At 57.4% G+C, this 18,404-nt stretch carries 18 protein-coding genes; 9 read left to right on the top strand and 9 right to left on the bottom strand.

Annotation, left to right across the window (positions count from 1 at the left end):
• The first annotated feature begins 3 nt into the window (after positions 1–3).
• From dnaE to tilS, 5 genes are all read left to right on the top strand, one after another.
• Complete coding sequence (gene dnaE, locus LPQ25_RS21045) at positions 4–3,486, top strand: DNA polymerase III subunit alpha (RefSeq protein ID WP_004177353.1); 3,483 nt, start codon at positions 4–6, stop codon at positions 3,484–3,486.
• A 12-nt stretch (positions 3,487–3,498) separates the two neighbouring features.
• On the top strand, positions 3,499–4,458 hold the full coding sequence (accA, locus tag LPQ25_RS21040; protein WP_004145855.1) for an acetyl-CoA carboxylase carboxyl transferase subunit alpha: 960 nt from the start codon (positions 3,499–3,501) through the stop codon (positions 4,456–4,458).
• Positions 4,459–4,571: 113 nt separating this feature from the next.
• Positions 4,572–6,725 (top strand): lysine decarboxylase LdcC, encoded by a 2,154-nt coding sequence (locus LPQ25_RS21035; RefSeq protein ID WP_002889384.1) that lies wholly within the window; start codon positions 4,572–4,574, stop codon positions 6,723–6,725.
• 46 nt (positions 6,726–6,771) lie between these two features.
• On the top strand, positions 6,772–7,161 hold the full coding sequence (locus LPQ25_RS21030; RefSeq protein WP_002889387.1) for a VOC family protein: 390 nt from the start codon (positions 6,772–6,774) through the stop codon (positions 7,159–7,161).
• 53 nt (positions 7,162–7,214) lie between these two features.
• Positions 7,215–8,528: a tRNA lysidine(34) synthetase TilS gene (gene tilS / locus LPQ25_RS21025; protein WP_014908005.1), complete on the top strand. Its 1,314-nt coding sequence runs from the start codon at positions 7,215–7,217 to the stop codon at positions 8,526–8,528.
• A gap of 13 nt (positions 8,529–8,541) precedes the next feature.
• On the opposite strand, the gene rof is transcribed toward tilS, so the two are convergent.
• Both rof and LPQ25_RS21015 read right to left on the bottom strand, forming a co-directional pair.
• Positions 8,542–8,802: a Rho-binding antiterminator gene (gene rof, locus LPQ25_RS21020; protein ID WP_002889424.1), complete on the bottom strand. Its 261-nt coding sequence runs from the start codon at positions 8,800–8,802 to the stop codon at positions 8,542–8,544.
• Positions 8,789–8,989, bottom strand: a complete 201-nt coding sequence (locus tag LPQ25_RS21015; RefSeq protein WP_002889429.1) for a YaeP family protein — start codon at positions 8,987–8,989, stop codon at positions 8,789–8,791. Before LPQ25_RS21015 ends, rof begins: the two co-directional genes overlap by 14 nt.
• Positions 8,990–9,185: 196 nt before the next feature.
• On the opposite strand from LPQ25_RS21015, the gene LPQ25_RS21010 reads away from it, so the two are divergent.
• Genes LPQ25_RS21010 through nlpE form a run of 3 tightly spaced genes read left to right on the top strand, consistent with a single transcriptional unit; the run spans position 9,186 to position 10,882 of the window.
• Positions 9,186–9,731, top strand: a complete 546-nt coding sequence (locus tag LPQ25_RS21010; RefSeq protein WP_002889431.1) for a YaeQ family protein — start codon at positions 9,186–9,188, stop codon at positions 9,729–9,731.
• Entirely contained in the window at positions 9,728–10,141 is a 414-nt protein-coding gene (gene arfB, locus LPQ25_RS21005; RefSeq protein ID WP_002889433.1) for an alternative ribosome rescue aminoacyl-tRNA hydrolase ArfB, read from the top strand. The genes LPQ25_RS21010 and arfB overlap by 4 nt, the downstream gene beginning before the upstream one ends.
• 42 nt (positions 10,142–10,183) lie before the next feature.
• Entirely contained in the window at positions 10,184–10,882 is a 699-nt protein-coding gene (nlpE, locus tag LPQ25_RS21000) for an envelope stress response activation lipoprotein NlpE (protein WP_002889435.1), read from the top strand.
• A gap of 131 nt (positions 10,883–11,013) precedes the next feature.
• Here the strand turns inward: nlpE and LPQ25_RS20995 are convergent, their stop codons facing one another.
• From LPQ25_RS20995 to metN, 7 genes are all read right to left on the bottom strand, one after another.
• Positions 11,014–11,856, bottom strand: a complete 843-nt coding sequence (locus tag LPQ25_RS20995) for a YaeF family permuted papain-like enzyme (RefSeq protein ID WP_012737426.1) — start codon at positions 11,854–11,856, stop codon at positions 11,014–11,016.
• Between the two features lie 58 nt (positions 11,857–11,914).
• Complete coding sequence (gene proS / locus LPQ25_RS20990; protein WP_004151928.1) at positions 11,915–13,633, bottom strand: proline--tRNA ligase; 1,719 nt, start codon at positions 13,631–13,633, stop codon at positions 11,915–11,917.
• Positions 13,634–13,745: 112 nt separating this feature from the next.
• Positions 13,746–14,453, bottom strand: a complete 708-nt coding sequence (gene tsaA / locus LPQ25_RS20985) for a tRNA (N6-threonylcarbamoyladenosine(37)-N6)-methyltransferase TrmO (RefSeq protein ID WP_012737428.1) — start codon at positions 14,451–14,453, stop codon at positions 13,746–13,748.
• Complete coding sequence (rcsF, locus tag LPQ25_RS20980; RefSeq protein WP_002889443.1) at positions 14,450–14,857, bottom strand: Rcs stress response system protein RcsF; 408 nt, start codon at positions 14,855–14,857, stop codon at positions 14,450–14,452. The genes tsaA and rcsF overlap by 4 nt, the downstream gene beginning before the upstream one ends.
• A 107-nt stretch (positions 14,858–14,964) precedes the next feature.
• Complete coding sequence (gene metQ, locus LPQ25_RS20975; protein WP_002889445.1) at positions 14,965–15,780, bottom strand: methionine ABC transporter substrate-binding lipoprotein MetQ; 816 nt, start codon at positions 15,778–15,780, stop codon at positions 14,965–14,967.
• Between the two features lie 43 nt (positions 15,781–15,823).
• On the bottom strand, positions 15,824–16,477 hold the full coding sequence (locus LPQ25_RS20970) for a methionine ABC transporter permease MetI (RefSeq protein WP_002889448.1): 654 nt from the start codon (positions 16,475–16,477) through the stop codon (positions 15,824–15,826).
• Positions 16,470–17,501, bottom strand: coding sequence for a methionine ABC transporter ATP-binding protein MetN (gene metN, locus LPQ25_RS20965; RefSeq protein ID WP_002889450.1), 1,032 nt, complete (start codon positions 17,499–17,501; stop codon positions 16,470–16,472). Before metN ends, LPQ25_RS20970 begins: the two co-directional genes overlap by 8 nt.
• A 188-nt stretch (positions 17,502–17,689) precedes the next feature.
• On the opposite strand from metN, the gene gmhB reads away from it, so the two are divergent.
• Positions 17,690–18,256, top strand: a complete 567-nt coding sequence (gmhB, locus tag LPQ25_RS20960) for a D-glycero-beta-D-manno-heptose 1,7-bisphosphate 7-phosphatase (protein WP_002889452.1) — start codon at positions 17,690–17,692, stop codon at positions 18,254–18,256.
• Positions 18,257–18,404: the final 148 nt, after the last annotated feature.

Here is an 18,404-nt window from a genome sequence, read left to right as displayed (position 1 = left end):
AAGATGGCTGAACCACGTTTCGTACACCTGCGGGTGCACAGCGACTATTCCATGATCGATGGGCTGGCAAAGACCGGGCCGCTGGTGAAGAAGGCGGCCTCGCTTGGCATGCCAGCGCTGGCGATCACCGATTTCACCAACCTCTGCGGACTGGTGAAGTTCTACGGGACGGGACACGGCGCGGGGATTAAGCCGATCGTCGGCGCCGACTTTCACGTGCAGTGCGACCTGCTCGGCGACGAATTTACCGAGCTGACCGTGCTGGCGGCGAACAACACCGGCTACCAGAACCTGACCCTGTTGATTTCCCGTGCCTATCAGCGCGGCTACGGCGCCCTGGGGCCGTGGATCGATCGCGACTGGCTGGTGGAACATCAGGAAGGGCTGATTCTGCTCTCCGGCGGCCGGAAAGGTGACGTCGGCGTCAGCCTGATCCGCGGCAATATGCCGCTGGTTGAACAGTGCGTCGCCTTCTACGAAGAGCATTTCCCGGACCGCTATTTTCTGGAGCTGATCCGTACCGGTCGACAGGATGAAGAGGCCTATCTCCACGCCGCCGTGGCGCTGGCGGAAGCGCGCGGCCTGCCGGTGGTGGCGACCAACGATGTCCGCTTTCTCGACACCAGCGATTTCGACGCCCATGAAATCCGCGTCGCGATCCACGACGGCTTTACGCTCGACGACCCGAAACGGCCGCGCAACTACTCGCCGCAGCAATATATGCGCAGCGAGGAAGAGATGTGCGAGCTGTTCGCCGATATTCCGGAAGCGCTGGCGAACAGCGTTGAAATTGCCAAGCGCTGCAACGTCACCGTGCGGCTTGGCGAATATTTCCTGCCGCAGTTCCCGACCGGCGATATGACCACGGAAGATTTCCTGGTCATGAAATCGAAAGAGGGTCTGGAAGAGCGGCTGGAATTCCTCTTCCCGGATCCTGCCGTCCGTGCTGAAAAGCGCCCGGAGTATGACCAGCGTCTGGATATTGAGCTCCAGGTTATCAACCAGATGGGGTTCCCGGGCTACTTCCTGATTGTGATGGAGTTTATCCAGTGGTCGAAGGATAACGGCGTGCCGGTTGGCCCGGGACGCGGTTCCGGCGCCGGTTCGCTGGTGGCCTACGCGCTGAAGATCACCGATCTTGACCCGCTGGAATTCGACCTGCTGTTCGAACGTTTCCTTAACCCGGAGCGTGTCTCGATGCCCGACTTCGACGTCGACTTCTGCATGGAGAAACGCGACCAGGTTATTGAGCACGTGGCGGATATGTACGGCCGCGACGCGGTATCGCAGATCATCACCTTCGGTACCATGGCGGCGAAAGCGGTCATCCGCGATGTCGGTCGCGTGCTGGGTCACCCGTACGGATTTGTCGATCGTATCTCCAAGCTGGTGCCGCCCGATCCGGGCATGACGCTGGCGAAAGCCTTTGAGGCCGAGCCGCAGCTGCCGGAGATCTACGAGGCGGACGAAGAAGTGAAAGCGCTGATCGACATGGCGCGTAAGCTGGAAGGGGTGACGCGAAACGCCGGTAAACATGCCGGTGGGGTAGTTATCGCTCCAACCAAAATCACCGATTTCGCGCCACTGTATTGCGATGAGCAGGGGCTGCATCCGGTTACCCAGTTTGATAAGAACGACGTGGAATACGCCGGGCTGGTGAAATTCGACTTCCTCGGTCTGCGTACGCTCACTATCATTAACTGGGCGCTGGAGATGATCAACAAGCGCCGTGAGAAGAACGGCGAAGGGCCGCTGGATATCGCCGCCATCCCCCTGGATGACAAGAAAAGCTTCGACATGCTGCAGCGCTCGGAAACCACCGCGGTCTTCCAGCTTGAATCGCGCGGCATGAAAGATCTGATTAAACGCCTGCAGCCGGACTGCTTCGAAGATATGATCGCGCTGGTGGCTCTGTTCCGCCCGGGCCCGCTGCAGTCGGGGATGGTAGATAACTTTATCGACCGTAAGCATGGCCGCGAGGAGATCTCTTATCCGGACGTGCAGTGGCAGCATGAAAGCCTGAAACCGGTGCTGGAGCCAACCTACGGCATCATCCTGTATCAGGAACAGGTCATGCAGATTGCCCAGGTGCTGTCCGGATATACCCTCGGCGGCGCGGACATGCTGCGTCGTGCGATGGGTAAGAAAAAGCCGGAGGAGATGGCCAAGCAGCGTTCTATCTTTGAGGATGGGGCGAAGAAAAACGGCATTGACGGCGAACTGGCGATGAAAATCTTCGACCTGGTGGAGAAATTCGCCGGTTACGGATTTAACAAATCGCACTCCGCCGCCTACGCGTTGGTCTCCTACCAGACGCTGTGGCTTAAGGCGCACTACCCGGCCGAGTTTATGGCGGCGGTGATGACCGCCGATATGGACAACACCGAGAAAGTGGTTGGCCTGGTGGATGAGTGCTGGCGAATGGGGCTAAAAATCCTGCCCCCGGATATTAACTCCGGCCTGTACCATTTCCACGTCAACGACGATGGCGAGATCGTCTACGGCATTGGCGCCATCAAGGGCGTCGGCGAAGGACCGATCGAAGCGATTATTGAGGCGCGCAACAATGGCGGCTATTTCCGCGAGCTGTTCGACCTCTGCGCGCGAACCGATATTAAAAAGCTCAACCGTCGGGTGCTGGAAAAGCTGATTATGTCCGGGGCGTTCGATCGTCTCGGCCCACATCGCGCGGCGCTGATGAATTCGCTGGGCGATGCGTTGAAAGCCGCCGACCAGCACGCGAAAGCCGAGGCCATCGGCCAGGCTGATATGTTCGGCGTGCTGGCGGAAGAGCCCGAGCAAATTGAGCAATCCTACGCCAGCTGCCAGCCATGGCCTGAGCAGGTGGTGCTGGATGGTGAAAGGGAGACCCTGGGGCTATACCTCACCGGACACCCGATTAACCAGTATCTGAAGGAGATTGAGCGCTACGTCGGCGGCGTAAGGCTCAAAGACATGCATCCGACCGAACGTGGGAAAGTCACCACGGCGGCGGGGCTGGTGATTGCGGCGCGGGTAATGGTCACCAAGCGCGGCAATCGTATCGGCATCTGTACCCTGGATGACCGTTCCGGGCGGCTGGAAGTGATGTTATTCACCGACGCGCTGGATAAATATCAGCAGTTGCTGGAAAAAGACCGCATACTTATCGTCAGCGGACAGGTCAGCTTTGATGACTTTAGCGGGGGGCTTAAAATGACCGCCCGTGAAGTCATGGACATTGACGAAGCCCGGGAAAAATATGCTCGCGGGCTTGCTATCTCGCTGACGGACAGGCAAATTGATGACCAGCTTTTAAACCGACTCCGTCAGTCTCTGGAACCCCACCGTTCGGGAACCATTCCAGTGCACCTCTACTATCAGAGGGCGGATGCACGCGCGCGGTTGCGTTTCGGCGCAACATGGCGCGTCTCTCCGAGCGATCGTTTACTTAACGATCTGCGGGGCCTTATCGGCTCGGAGCAGGTGGAACTGGAGTTTGACTAATACAGGAATACTATGAGTCTGAATTTCCTAGATTTTGAACAGCCGATTGCAGAGCTGGAAGCGAAAATCGATTCCCTGACTGCGGTAAGCCGTCAGGATGAGAAACTGGATATTAACATCGACGAAGAAGTGCATCGTCTGCGTGAGAAAAGCGTAGAGCTGACGCGCAAAATCTTCGCCGATCTCGGTGCATGGCAGGTTGCGCAACTGGCGCGCCACCCGCGCCGTCCTTACACCCTGGATTATGTCCGCCTGGCGTTCGACGAATTTGACGAACTGGCCGGTGACCGCGCCTTCGCTGACGATAAAGCGATTGTCGGCGGTATCGCGCGTCTTGACGGTCGTCCGGTGATGATCATCGGCCACCAGAAAGGTCGTGAAACCAAAGAGAAAATTCGCCGCAACTTTGGGATGCCGGCGCCGGAAGGCTACCGCAAAGCGCTACGCCTGATGGAGATGGCTGAGCGGTTTAAAATGCCGATCATCACCTTTATCGACACCCCGGGCGCCTACCCGGGCGTCGGCGCGGAAGAGCGTGGCCAGTCGGAAGCGATCGCCCGCAACCTGCGTGAGATGTCGCGTCTGAGCGTGCCGGTTATCTGCACCGTAATCGGTGAAGGCGGCTCCGGCGGCGCGCTGGCGATCGGCGTGGGCGACAAGGTCAACATGCTCCAGTACAGCACCTATTCGGTCATTTCGCCGGAAGGCTGCGCCTCCATTCTGTGGAAGAGCGCGGATAAAGCGCCGCTGGCTGCGGAAGCAATGGGCATTATCGCCCCGCGTCTGAAAGAGCTGAAGCTGATCGATTCTATCGTTCCGGAACCGCTGGGCGGCGCTCACCGCAACCCGGAAGCGATGGCGGCAAGCCTGAAGGCGCAGCTGCTGGCAGACCTGGCAGACCTCGATCTGCTCAGCGAAGAAGAGCTGCTGAACCGCCGCTATCAGCGTCTGATGAGCTACGGTTACGCTTAACTTTTTCGTCAGGACTAAACACTAAGGGCCGGATTTTCCGGCCCTTTTTTTATGTGCGATGCGCCCGGGGGATTGCTATGATGCTTGACTTAGGTGAATACCAGGAGGAAAGCGTGAATATCATCGCCATCATGGGGCCTCACGGCGTCTACCACAAAGACGAGCCGATCAAAGAACTGGAAGCGGCGCTGCAGCGCCAGGGCTTCCAGACCATCTGGCCGCAAAACAGCGCCGACCTGCTGCAGTTTATCGAGCACAACCCGCGCATCTGCGGGGTGATCTTCGACTGGGATGAATACAGCGTCGATCTGTGCAGCGATATCAATCAGCTCAATGAATACCTTCCTCTGTACGCCTTTATTAACGCCCACTCGACGATGGATGTCAGCAGTCAGGATTTGCGCATGACGCTGTGGTTCTTCGAATATGCGCTGGGACTCTCCGAAGAGATCGCCACCCGCATTGGGCAGTACACCCGCGAGTACCTGGAGAATATCACTCCGCCGTTTACCCGCGCGCTGTTCAACTATGTCCAGGAGGGAAAATATACCTTCTGTACGCCGGGCCATATGGGCGGCAGCGCCTATCAGAAAAGCCCGGTGGGCTGCCTGTTCTATGATTTTTTTGGCGGGAATACGCTGAAGGCGGATGTCTCGATTTCGGTCACCGAGCTGGGCTCCCTGCTGGATCATACCGGCCCGCACCTGGAGGCGGAGGAGTATATCGCGCGCGCCTTTGGCGCCGAGCAAAGCTATATGGTGACCAACGGCACCTCGACGTCCAATAAAATTGTCGGCATGTACTCGGCGCCCGCCGGCAGCACCCTGCTGATTGACCGTAACTGTCACAAATCGCTGGCCCACCTGCTGATGATGAGCGATGTGGTTCCCCTGTGGCTGAAGCCGACCCGCAACGCGCTGGGGATCCTCGGCGGTATCCCCCGGCGCGAATTTACCCGCGACAGCATTCAGCAGAAAGTGCGCGACACGGGCGGGGCGCAGTGGCCCGTGCATGCGGTGATCACCAACTCCACCTACGATGGTCTGCTCTATAACACCACCTGGCTTAAGGAGACGCTCGATGTCCCGTCGATCCATTTCGATTCCGCCTGGGTGCCCTATACCCATTTCCATCCGATATATCAGGGGAAAAGCGGTATGAGCGGGGAGCGGATCCCCGGGAAAGTCATCTTCGAGACGCAGTCGACGCATAAGATGCTGGCCGCGCTGTCGCAGGCCTCGCTGATCCACATTAAAGGCAACTATGATGAAGAGACCTTTAACGAAGCCTTTATGATGCATACCTCTACGTCGCCGAGCTACCCCATCGTCGCGTCGATTGAGACCGCGGCGGCGATGCTGCGCGGCAACTCCGGTAAACGTCTGATCCAGCGCTCCATTGAGCGGGCGCTGGACTTCCGCAAAGAGGTGCAGCGACTGCGCGAGGAGTCGGACGGCTGGTTCTTTGATATCTGGCAGCCGGAAGCCGTGGATAAAGCCGAGTGCTGGCCGGTAGCGCCGGGCGAGGACTGGCACGGTTTCAAAGATGCCGATGCGGATCATATGTATCTCGATCCGGTGAAGGTCACCATTCTGACGCCGGGCATGGACGAGCAGGGGAATATGGATGAAGAGGGGATCCCGGCGGCGCTGGTGGCGAAGTTCCTCGACGAGCGGGGCGTGGTGGTAGAGAAAACAGGCCCCTACAATCTGCTGTTCCTGTTCAGTATCGGCATCGATAAAACCCGGGCGATGGGGCTGCTGCGCGGCCTGACCGAGTTTAAACGCGCCTACGATCTCAATCTGCGGGTGAAAAATATGCTGCCGGATCTGTACGCCGAAGATCCCGACTTCTACCGCAACATGCGGATCCAGGATCTGGCGCAGGGGATCCACCGCTTGATCCGTCAGCATCAGCTGCCGCAGCTGATGCTCAGCGCCTTTGACGTCCTGCCGGAAATGAAAATGACGCCGCATCACGCCTGGCAGCGCCAGATCAAGGGGGAGGTGGAAACTATTGAACTGGAGAACCTGGTGGGGCGGATTTCGGCCAACATGATCCTCCCTTATCCGCCGGGGGTTCCGCTGCTGATGCCGGGAGAGATGATCACCGAGGAAAGCCGGGCGGTGCTCGATTTTCTGCTGATGCTTTGCTCTATCGGCCGTCATTACCCGGGCTTTGAGACCGATATTCACGGCGCCAAGCGCGATGAGGACGGTGTATATCGGGTACGAGTCTTAAAAAATGACGAAAGGCTTGCGCGTTAACGGCGCGCACGAGTAACGTGGCTGGCTTAACAGAAGGAGTTTAACCATGCTGGGTTTGAAACGGGTTCACCATATTGCCATCATTGCGACCGACTACGCCCGCAGTAAAGCGTTCTATTGCGATATTCTGGGGTTTACGCTGCAAAGTGAGTTTTATCGCGCCGAGCGCGATTCCTGGAAAGGCGATCTGGCGCTCAACGGCGAGTATGTAATTGAGTTGTTCTCGTTCCCGTTTCCGCCAGCCCGCCCCAGTCGTCCGGAAGCCTGCGGGCTGCGTCATCTGGCCTTTAGCGTGGATGATATCGACGCCGCGGTAGCCCATCTCACCGCGCATGGCGTGGAGTGCGAAGCGATTCGTGTCGATCCCTTTACCGGTAAACGCTTTACCTTCTTTAGCGATCCGGACGACCTGCCGCTGGAAATATATCAGCAGTAAATCTTGCCAGCGCGGCCCTGGCCCGGTAACGTGCCGGGCCATCACTTCTCGGTATGTTCGTGGATATGACGGCTGATATTGCGCATACGCTTCATCCCCATCGCCAGCTGCTGGTGGCCTTCAGCGGCGGTCTGGACTCGACGGTTCTTCTGCATCAGCTGGTGCTGCTGCGGGAACAGGATCCCTCGCTGACGCTGCGGGCGGTGCATGTTCACCACGGCCTTAGCGCCCACGCAGACGACTGGGTGGCGCATTGTCGGCAGATTTGCCAGCAGTGGCAGGTGCCGCTGGTGGTGCATCACGTGACGTTAGCCCGGGGAGGGCTGGGCGTCGAGGCCCACGCTCGTGCGGCGCGCTATCAGGCCTTTCAGGATACGCTCAATGCCGGCGAGGTGTTAGTGACCGCCCAGCACCAGGACGATCAGTGCGAAACCCTGCTGCTGGCGTTAAAACGCGGCAGCGGTCCTACCGGCCTGTCGGCGATGGCGCCATCCTCTGCCTTTGCCGGCAGTCGACTACTGCGTCCTCTCCTCAATGAAACCCGCGAATCACTACGCCAGTGGGCGCTCGCCCATCAGCTGTCGTGGATCGAAGATGAGAGTAATCAGGATGATACCTATGACCGCAATTTCCTGCGCCTGCGGGTGATCCCGGTGCTGCGCGAGCGTTGGCCGCACTTTAGCGAGGCCGTCGCCCGCAGCGCCAGCCTGTGCGCCGAGCAGGAACAACTGCTGGACGAGATGTTGGCGGCGGAGCTGGCGTCGCTGGTGGCCGAAGATGGCTCGCTGGCTATCGCGCCGCTGGCGTCGATGAGTCCGCCGCGCCGAGCGGCGCTGCTGCGTCGCTGGCTCGCCAGGCAGCAGGCGCCGATGCCCGCCCGCGAGGTGCCTGAGCGCCTCTGGCACGAGGTGGCGCTGGCGCGGGAAGATGCCAGCCCCTGTCTGCGGCTGGGGGAATTTACCGTCCGCCGTTTTCAACAGCGTTTGTACTGGGTGAAGTATCTTCCCGGTCAGACGGACAGCGTTCAGCGCTGGCCCGACTGGCGCCAGCCGCTGCGGCTGGCGGACGGTCTCGGCGAGCTGACGCTGCAGCCCGGCGGCAGGCTGCGCCCGCCGTCGGCGGATGAGCCGGTCACCGTCCGCTTTCGCGCCAGCGGCCACCTGCATATTGTCGGGCGCCATGGCGGACGCAAGCTTAAGAAGCTCTGGCAGGAGCTGGGCGTTGCTCCGTGGCGACGAGACACCACGCCGCTGCTGTTTTACGGCGAAACGCCGATTGCCGCAGCGGACGATCTGTTTGTGACCACAGAAGGTGAAGTGAAGGACGGGGAAGGGGTCAGGCTGATGTGGAGGAAAACGGGCGATTAAGCCCGTTTTTGATTCAGGATTCGCTCACCACCACGGTGCCGATTTCCGGGTGACTGAAGCTGGCGATTTTATCCAGGCGCAGCTCGCGGACGTTGCCGGCGAGTTCGACCACCAGATACTCGATATTTTTTCGCGAGATAAGATCGCTGGCCTTTGCCTGCAGCTGTTCGCCATCCTTCAGCGCCAGCGTCAGCACCAGGTGATGCTGGCAGGCCAGCTCCAGGTTGTCGTAATCATCGCAGTTAATGGGTTGATAAGTATCATTCATTGACATAATCGCTCACCAGTAAGTTTGCTGCCGCATAAGCGGCCTTTTCCCTGACTGACTCCGAAAGGGCCTCATCCGCCGCAATCTCATTCAATACTTTCAACACGCAACCCAGCGCATCCGGGATATACCCTAAGTCTCCGCTGGCTATTTCCGCATACCGCTTGCGTATTAACTCACAATAGTGGTCCACATGCCCTCCTGTCAGCGTTCTGACTCAACCGTGGGATGCAAGTTTAAGCCTACGAAGATAAACTCTGTTTAGCAAGGGAACTATATCATAGTCATTTAAGCAATTTCAGCAGGATGAAACAGGTTGCTGCGATTGACGACAGCCTTTTGCCGCCAGTTTCGCTACAATGTACGCCATTCTTTTCAGGAGTTTATTCATGGCGCTGAAAGCGACAATATATAAAGCTGCGGTAAATGTAGCCGATCTGGATCGCAACCAGTTTCTGGATGCTAACCTGACGCTGGCTCAGCATCCGTCAGAAACCCAGGAGCGCATGATGCTGCGCCTGCTGGCATGGATCAAATATGCCGATGAACGGCTACAGTTTACCCGCGGTCTGTCGTCGGATGACGAGCCGGAGCTGTGGCTGCTTAACGATCATCTCGGGGTCGATCTGTGGATCGAACTGGGTCTGCCGGATGAGCGGCGGATTAAGAAAGCCTGCTCACGGGCGCAGGCGGTGGCGCTGTTTGCCTATAATAGCCGGGCAGCTGAAATCTGGTGGCAGCAGAATCAGAGCAAGCTTGCGGCGTACCCGAAGCTGACCATCTGGTATCTTGATGATGCGCAACTGGCACTGCTTAGCGCCTTTGCCGATCGTACCATGACGCTGCAGGCCACTCTGCAGGAGGGCAGTATCTGGTTATCCGACGCTCGGAATAATCTGGAAATTCAGCTTACCGCCTGGCAAGCGTCGGCATGATTACTATTAGCCGCAGCGTAGCCCTCGCCGACGACGAGATCGTCTTGTCAGGCATTCGCGCCCAGGGAGCAGGGGGGCAGCATGTGAACAAAGCGTCGACGGCGATCCATCTGCGCTTTGATATTAAAGCTTCAAGCCTGCCGGAGTTTTACAAAGAGCGCCTGCTCGCCGCCAGCCACCACTTAATTTCTGCTGACGGTGTGGTTATCATTAAGGCTCAGGAATACCGCAGCCAGGAGATGAACCGTGAAGCGGCGATCGCCCGGCTGGTGGCCCTTATTAAAGAATTAACCGCAGTGCAAAAAAGTCGCCGGGAGACGCGACCGACTCGGGCATCGAAAGAGCGACGCCTTGCTTCCAAGGCACAGAAGTCCTCAGTCAAGGCGCTGCGTGGGAAAGTTCGCCAGTGAAGGCGTCGGCGAACGGGTGAAATGGATGATAAGGAAAGCAAAGTGAAGAAAATCGTATTCTCCGTGATAGCGGCCTGTTCGCTGTTCGCGCTGTTTGGTTGTAACCATCGCGCCGAGACTGACACGGTCCAGCCAGCGGCGATGGAAGAGCTCAAGCCGATGCAGCAAAGCTGGCGAGGCGTGCTGCCTTGCGCGGATTGCGAAGGTATCGACACCTCGCTGTTCCTGGAAAAAGACGGGACCTGGGTGATGAATGAGCACTACCAGGGCGCCCGTCGTGAGCCGTCATCCTTTGCCTCGTACGGCACCTGGGCACGTACCGCGGATAAGCTGGTGCTGACCAACAGCAAGGGCGAGAAATCTTACTTTCGCGCGAAAGGCGACAAGCTGGAGATGCTCGACCGCAACGGAAGCCCCATTCAGTCTCCTCTCAACTATACCCTGGAGCCAGTGAAGGCCAGCCTGCCGACGACGCCGATGGCGATGCGCGGCATGTATTTCTATATGGCCGATGCGGCAACCTTTACCGATTGTGCGACCGGTAAACGCGTCGCGGTGGCGAACAATGCCCAGCTTGAACGGGATTATGCCGCCGCGCGCGGGACCGATACTCGCCCGGTACTGCTGGTGGTAGAAGGGCACTTTACTCTCGAGGCGAACCCGGATACCGGCGAGATGATGAAAACGCTGATGACGGATCAAGCCGGCAAATTTATTCCCGGTAAAGACTGCAGCCATTGATTGTCTGGCCCCTGTCCGGGTAACGGGCAGGGGATGATCCCGCGCAGTACCACCTACTAACTCCTGTTATTAGCCCTGTCACATCAAGAGTGAGCGTGGATCTGGCTGGCGGAAAAGCGTCAATCGTTTCTTTACTCCGCACCGTCCTTCGGTTTGTTCAGCCCCACCAGCTTACCGGCCTGAAGATAAACTCCCGGTTTCAAATGCCCGACATACTGGAGCTGCGTTTCGGGTTTAAACGTGGCGACGTCTCCTTCCCGCATGTGCAGCAGATCGGAAGGACTGATCCACGCCGCCTGCGTGAGCGTCAGCGGATGCCCGGCTCGGACAAAGGCCTCGCTGACAAATTCCGAGCAAAACCACGCTTTCTTGTCGCCGCTTGCCGCATCGCCCAGCTGCGCTTTAGCCAGGCCACTGACGCACTGCTGGCGAAAGTCTCGTGAGAAGGGGTTGAGCGAGCAGAGCGGTTTGGTGACCATATAAGGGATAAACTGAATAATGCCGCGATAGTTATACCCGCTGTCTTTGACCTGCCAGGCAAAACTTTTCATCGCCGTCGCCTGGTCCGGCGTCAGGTCAGGCACCCTGAGAGCAAAGAGTTTATCGCTGTGCGCCAGCGTCTGCTGAAGGGTAATCACTTGTACGCCAGCGCCAGTGGCTTCCGCAACCTGACCTTCGCCAACATACAGCGCGACGTGGCTTACAGAAGAGGCGCTGAAGGCGCGGATCCCAAGCGATGTGACGCCCAGGCTGGAGGAGAACAGCAGGTCTCCGGAGCGCAGGTCGCTTTCGGCGATTTCGCGCAGTCCGCTGCCGGCAATCGAGCTTTGACGCTGGAGGGTAACAGCCCAGGATGATGAATGGTCATCGGCAGCAGATGTGGAAGGCGAGCTGCGGCCGACGTCCAGGGTACAGGCGGTAAGCAGGAGCAGGGCAAAAGTAAGCAGTCCGCTGCGGAGGAGATGTGCAGTCATTGGTACTGTCCTTGTAAAAAAAAGGCCCTGACATCCGTTCAGGGCCCTGAGGTGGGTGTTAGCCTTTTATCGCTTTAACCAGATATTCCACAATATCCCCGGTCTTAATCAGCTGCTTCTCACCGTTGCGACGATACTTGTATTCGATATCATCGTTGTCGAGGTTACGATCGCCCAGCACGATGGTGTGCGGGATACCGATCAGCTCCATATCGGCGAACATCACGCCCGGACGCTCTTTACGATCGTCCATCAGCACTTCAATACCCTGGGCGCTCAGCTCGGCGTACAGTTTCTCCGCCAGCTCCTGCACACGGTAAGACTTGTGCATGTTCATCGGCAGGATCGCCACCTGGAAAGGCGCAATCGCATCCGGCCAGACGATACCGCGATCGTCAAAGTTCTGCTCAATCGCCGCCGCTACCACGCGAGTCACCCCGATACCATAGCAGCCCATGGTCAGGATCTGGTTACGCCCATCTTCGCCCTGGACCGCGGCTTTCATCGCCTCGGAGTACTTCGTCCCCAGCTGGAAGATATGACCCACTTCGATACCGCGCTTAATAAGCAGGGTACCTTTACCGTCCGGGCTCGGGTCGCCGGCGACGACGTTACGGATGTCGGCCACTTCCGGCGTCGCGACATCGCGGTCCCAGTTGATGCCGAAGTAGTGTTTGCCATCGATATTGGCGCCAGCGGCGAAATCGCTCATCACCGCTACAGTACGGTCGATAATCACCGGAACCGGCATGTTCACCGGGCCCAGGGAGCCCGGACCGGCGTTCACCAGGGCGCGGATCTCTTCTTCGGTGGCGAAGGTCAGCGGGCTGGCGACCTGCGGCAGTTTTTCCGCTTTCACTTCGTTCAGCTCGTGATCGCCGCGCACCAGCAGGGCAACCAGCGGGGAAGCGCTATCTTCAACCGCTTTCACCAGCAGAGTTTTCACGGTTTTTTCGATCGGCAGGTTGAACTGCTCCACCAGCTCAGCGATGGTTTTGGCGTTCGGCGTATCGACCAGGGTCATCTCCTGGGTGGCGGCTGCGCGCGGCTCTTTCGGCGCAACGGCTTCCGCAAACTCGATGTTTGCCGCGTAGTCGGAGCTGTCGGAGAAGATCACATCGTCTTCGCCGCTCTGCGCCAGCACCTGGAATTCATGAGAGGCGCTGCCGCCGATAGAACCGGTGTCAGCCTGTACCGCGCGGAAATCCAGCCCCATACGGCTGAAGATTTTGCTGTAAGCGGCATACATCGCGTCGTAGGTTTCCTGCAGCGATTCCTGCGAAGTATGGAAAGAGTAGGCATCTTTCATCAGGAATTCACGGGAGCGCATCACCCCGAAACGCGGGCGTACTTCGTCGCGGAATTTGGTCTGGATCTGATAGAAGTTCAGCGGCAGCTGTTTATAGGAGTTCAGCTCGTTGCGGATCAGATCGGTAATGACCTCTTCGTGGGTTGGGCCGAGGACGAACGGACGATCGCCGCGATCGGCAATGCGCAACAGTTCCGGGCCGTACTGCTCCCAGCGCCCGCTCTCCTGCCACAGTTCAGATGGCTGAACGACCGGCATTAACACCTCGATCGCACCGGCGTTGTTCATTTCTTCACGCACGATGTTTTCGACTTTTTTCAGGACGCGCACGCCGGTCGGCAGCCAGGTGTATAACCCGGAGGCCAGCTTGCGGATCATCCCGGCGCGCAGCATCAGCTGATGGCTGATTACCTCGGCGTCGGCAGGTGTCTCCTTCAGAGTGGAGAGCAGATATTGGCTAGTACGCATGTTGTAACGGTTCCAGTTAAACGAGCGGAACAGGCTGGTTGCCCAGCCTGAAACAAAAAAAGTGGTTTAGTTTACCAGTGTGGCAAAGATGCCAAAAGAGAGGAAAATAAAATTAGCGCGCTTCGAGGGCAAAGACTTCAAAACCGGAGGCAGTCACCCGCCAGCGGACGTTGAAATCCAGCAGCCAGACGGCATACGTTTTTCCCGCTTGTTCCTCTTTTCGGTAGGCCGGACGCGGATCCTGCGCCAGCACCTCGCGGATAAACGCTTTGATATGTGGGTAGCGTTTTTCCAGCGTGAGTAACTGTGCGTCTATTTCCGGCGTAAAGCTGACGTTCATACCCGCCAGCGGCGCCTGCTGTGCATAGCTGGCGCTGGCGTCCGGCAGGGCTTCGGCGAAAGGAAGATACGGTTTGATATCAACCACCGGCGTCCCGTCGACGAGATCGAGGCTGCCGAGTTCCAGTATTACCTGATCTTTCTGACAGCGAATGCCCTTGAGCTCAACGAGCGACATGCCGATGGGATTAGGGCGAAACGTTGAACGGGTGGCGAAGACGCCCATCCGCGCATTGCCGCCCAGTCGGGGAGGTCGCACCGTCGGACGCCAACCGCCTTCCATTGTCTGATGAAACACAAACAGGATCCACAGATGGCTGAAGCTCTCCAGGCCACGCACGGCGTCGGCCTGGTTATAGGGCGCGACCAGATGGAGTTCTCCGCCGCCGTGTTTCACCAGGCCTGGCTGGCGAGGAACGGCAAACTTCTCTTTATACGGCGAACGGATGACGCCTATTTGCGCGACCTGAAATGCGCTCATTGCGCCGAGACGTTAAGCGCTGAACCCAGGCAAACGGCCTGACGGTAGCAGCCTGGCGTACCGCTGGTCACTTCGCAGCGGTGAAGCAGGACGGCATTGGCTTTCATACGCGCGGCATTAATTTGCAGGCGCTTGCGCGCGGTGGGGATATTCGGCGGAGAATCCTGATTCGAAGCCTGGCAGGACTCGCCAGATACTTCACCCAGATCGCGGAACGGTTTACCAACCAGCTCTGACGCATCGGTGTAAATACGTACTGGGGCCGGGCGGGTGGCGCGCGGTTTGCTCGGCTCAGATTTAACCGGCGGGGTTGCAGTGCTTTGAGCAGGCTCAACGGGAGATCTGCTTAGCATGGAACAACCGCTTAACATGAGTGCTAACAAACAGATCGGTAAAGCACGCATAGTATTTCCTCAATGAATAAAAAACAGGGCGTTATTGAATCAGGTGCTTGCATAAATGACAAGACGGGCGTGAAGCCCGTCCTGAATGATATTACGGTGAGAAAAGATTACCAGCCTTTCACGGCACCGCCGTTAAAGATCTTGTTCGCTGCTTCGTAAACTTCATCGCTCTGGTAAGCCTGAACGAATTTTTTCACATTCTCAGCATCTTTATTGTCTTCACGCGCCACAATCAGGTTCACGTAAGGAGACTCTTTACCTTCAACAAAGATGCCGTCTTTCGCCGGGGTCAGGCCAATCTGGCTGGCGTAAGTGGTGTTGATAACGGCCAGCGCAATCTGCGCATCGTCCAGGGAACGCGGCAGCTGCGGCGCCTCCAGTTCAACAATCTTCAGGTTTTTCGGGTTCTCGACGATGTCCAGCGAGGTCGGCAGCAGGCCCACGCCGTCTTTCAGTTTAATCAGACCTACCTGCTGCAGCAGCAGCAGGGAACGACCGAGGTTAGTCGGATCGTTAGGGACGGCGATCTGGGAGCCCGGCTGCAGTTCGTCCAGCGATTTGATTTTCTTCGAATAACCCGCGATCGGGTAGACGAAGGTGTTACCGACGGCCACCAGCTTATAGCCGCGGTCTTTAATCTGCTGATCGAGATACGGTTTATGCTGGAAGGCGTTCACGTCGATATCGCCTTTGCTCAGCGCTTCGTTCGGCAGAACGTAATCGTTGAAGGTCACCAGTTCTACGTCAAGGCCATACTTCTCTTTTGCTACTTTCTGCGCAACTTCAGCGACCTGCTGTTCCGCCCCGACGATAACGCCGACTTTAATATGATTCGGATCTTTTTCATCCTGACCGCAACCCACCAGCGCCAGAGAACCGATTAACGCGCCAACTGCCGCAAAAGTTTTGAAATTAAAGGCCATGTTATTTCCTTCCTGTAAGAATGAGTGTTGTCTGCCAATAACGTTATTTGTGAGTCACAGCCCGGACGATGCGATCGCCAGAGAATTGAATTAAATAAACCAGAACAACCAGCAATACCAGTACGGTATTCATCACGGTGGCGTTATATCCAATATAGCCATACTGATAACCAATCTGACCCAGGCCACCGGCGCCCACCGCGCCGCCCATTGCGGAATAACCCACCAGCGTGATGAGCGTGATGGTGGCGGCGTTGACCAGACCCGGCAGTGCTTCAGGTAGCAGGACTTTGCGCACGATCTGCAGCGGCGTGGCACCCATCGCGCGGGAGGCTTCAATAAGGCCGGTGGGGATTTCCAGCAGGGCGTTCTCCACCATGCGGGCGATAAACGGCGCGGCGCCAACTGTTAATGGCACAATCGCTGCCTGCAGGCCGATAGAGGTACCGACGATCACGCGGGTAAACGGAATCATCCAGACCAGCAGGATAATGAACGGGATGGAGCGGAAAATATTCACCAGCGCCGACAGCGTGCGGTACAGTTTGGCATTGGCGACGATTTGCCCCGGACGGGTAACGTACAGCAGCACGCCCACCGGCAGGCCGAGGACAAAACCGAAGAAGCCAGAGACAAAAGTCATTGCCAGCGTTTCCCATACGCCGCGCAACAGCAGCCACATCATTGCCTCAGACATAACCCAATACCTCTACTTTTACATGATGTTCCTGCAGCCAGGCGATGGCCGCCTGAGTGTCTTCCTGTGTACCGTGCATTTCGGTGAGCATGATGCCGAACTTCACCCCGCCGGCATAATCCATCTGCGCGCTGATAATGTTGTTATTCACGTTGAAGCGACGCGCGGTTTCAGAGAGCAGCGGCGCATCGACGGAGTGGCCGGTAAATTCCATGCGCAGCATCGGTACGCTATCCGCTGTGGCGGTAGGTTTCAGGCGCGCCTGATAGTCATCCGGAATATCGAGGTGCAGAGTGGACTGAATAAACTGCTGAGCCAGCGGCGTCTTCGGATGGGAGAAGACTTCGCTCACGGTGTCCTGCTCGATCAGTTGACCATTACTAATGACCGCCACGCAGTCGCAGATACGTTTAACCACGTCCATTTCATGGGTGATCAACAGGATGGTCAGTCCCAGGCGACGGTTAATGTCTTTCAGCAGTTCGAGAATGGAACGGGTAGTGGCCGGATCCAGGGCGCTGGTGGCTTCATCGCACAGCAATACTTTAGGATTGCTGGCCAGCGCGCGGGCAATCGCCACGCGCTGTTTCTGGCCGCCGGAGAGGTTGGCCGGGTAGCTGTCGTGCTTATCACCCAGACCGACAAGATCCAGCAGCTCCGTGACACGGCGTTTGATTTCAGCCTGCGGCGTGTTATCCAGCTCCAGGGGTAATGCCACGTTGCCGAAAACGGTCCGCGAGGCCAACAGGTTAAAATGCTGGAAAATCATGCCAATTTGACGGCGAGCGCGGGTTAGCTCTTTCTCCGACAGGGCAGTCAGTTCCTGGCCGTCAACCTGTACGCTGCCCTCGGTCGGGCGCTCCAGCAGGTTCACGCAGCGAATCAGCGTACTTTTACCGGCGCCGGAGGCACCGATGACGCCGTAAATCTGTCCGGCAGGGACATGCAGGCTGACGTTATTCAGCGCCTGAATGCTGCGATTCCCCTGCTGGAATACTTTGGTGATATTGGAAAGTTTAATCATCAGTTATTTATTATCGTTTAGCCGTTTGCCGTGGCATTTTCTTCTGCCGTATCCAGGCGATGCCTGGCAATGAAATGGATGTTAAGGCATCCAGACGTCTAAATCAATCTGACTCTTTATAATGAGCACTTTCTTGCATGCGGAAACATGCGATACTAGCGGCACTAGTCTTTTTCAGGAGCAAACCGGTGGCAAAGTCAGTACCCGCAATTTTTCTCGACCGTGACGGCACTATTAATGTCGATCATGGCTACGTCCACGAAATCGACAATTTTGAATTTATCGATGGCGTCATTGACGCGATGCGCGAACTAAAAGAGATGGGCTACGCGCTGGTGCTGGTCACTAACCAGTCCGGTATTGCCCGCGGTAAATTTACCGAAGCCCAGTTTGAAACGCTGACCGAATGGATGGACTGGTCTCTGGCAGACCGCGGCGTCGACCTCGACGGTATCTACTATTGCCCGCATCACCCGCAGGGTGCGGTTGAGGAGTACCGTCAGACCTGTGATTGTCGTAAACCGCATCCGGGGATGCTGATTTCCGCCCGCGATTATCTGCATATCGATATGGCTGCTTCTTATATGGTAGGGGACAAACTGGAAGATATGCAGGCGGCAGCGGCTGCGGATGTCGGGACTAAAGTACTGGTGCGCACCGGTAAACCCCTGACTGAAGAAGCGGAAAAAGCGGCGGATTGGGTGCTAAATAGCCTGGCAGAGCTGCCGGCGGCGATTAAAAAGCAGCAAAAATAAGCGTTGCGTTTAAAAGATGAGCGGTTGAAATAAAATTGTATTTTTCCGCTTGTCATTCCCGGAGAGCTCCCTATAATGCGCCTCCATCGACACGGCAGATGTGAATCACTTCACACAAACAGCCGGTTCGGTTGCAGAGAAAAATCCT

Source organism: Klebsiella sp. KPN54798 (genome assembly GCF_021184225.1).
GTDB lineage: Bacteria > Pseudomonadota > Gammaproteobacteria > Enterobacterales > Enterobacteriaceae > Klebsiella > Klebsiella pneumoniae.
The sequence above is the reverse complement of the archived record's forward strand: the minus strand, read 5'-3'. Positions and strand labels throughout refer to the sequence as shown.

What these genes read in the sequence shown, in the direction of transcription:
- metN (WP_002889450.1), bottom strand. Translation starts at nt 17,501, where the DNA reads ATGATTAAACTTTCCAATATCACCAAAGTATTCCAGCAGGGGAATCGC.
- metQ (WP_002889445.1), bottom strand. Translation starts at nt 15,780, where the DNA reads ATGGCCTTTAATTTCAAAACTTTTGCGGCAGTTGGCGCGTTAATCGGT.
- LPQ25_RS21030 (WP_002889387.1), top strand. Translation starts at nt 6,772, where the DNA reads ATGCTGGGTTTGAAACGGGTTCACCATATTGCCATCATTGCGACCGAC.
- proS (WP_004151928.1), bottom strand. Translation starts at nt 13,633, where the DNA reads ATGCGTACTAGCCAATATCTGCTCTCCACTCTGAAGGAGACACCTGCC.
- LPQ25_RS21010 (WP_002889431.1), top strand. Translation starts at nt 9,186, where the DNA reads ATGGCGCTGAAAGCGACAATATATAAAGCTGCGGTAAATGTAGCCGAT.
- rof (WP_002889424.1), bottom strand. Translation starts at nt 8,802, where the DNA reads ATGTCAATGAATGATACTTATCAACCCATTAACTGCGATGATTACGAC.
- arfB (WP_002889433.1), top strand. Translation starts at nt 9,728, where the DNA reads ATGATTACTATTAGCCGCAGCGTAGCCCTCGCCGACGACGAGATCGTC.
- LPQ25_RS20970 (WP_002889448.1), bottom strand. Translation starts at nt 16,477, where the DNA reads ATGTCTGAGGCAATGATGTGGCTGCTGTTGCGCGGCGTATGGGAAACG.
- accA (WP_004145855.1), top strand. Translation starts at nt 3,499, where the DNA reads ATGAGTCTGAATTTCCTAGATTTTGAACAGCCGATTGCAGAGCTGGAA.
- tilS (WP_014908005.1), top strand. Translation starts at nt 7,215, where the DNA reads ATGTTCGTGGATATGACGGCTGATATTGCGCATACGCTTCATCCCCAT.
- tsaA (WP_012737428.1), bottom strand. Translation starts at nt 14,453, where the DNA reads ATGAGCGCATTTCAGGTCGCGCAAATAGGCGTCATCCGTTCGCCGTAT.
- rcsF (WP_002889443.1), bottom strand. Translation starts at nt 14,857, where the DNA reads ATGCGTGCTTTACCGATCTGTTTGTTAGCACTCATGTTAAGCGGTTGT.
- LPQ25_RS20995 (WP_012737426.1), bottom strand. Translation starts at nt 11,856, where the DNA reads ATGACTGCACATCTCCTCCGCAGCGGACTGCTTACTTTTGCCCTGCTC.
- dnaE (WP_004177353.1), top strand. Translation starts at nt 4, where the DNA reads ATGGCTGAACCACGTTTCGTACACCTGCGGGTGCACAGCGACTATTCC.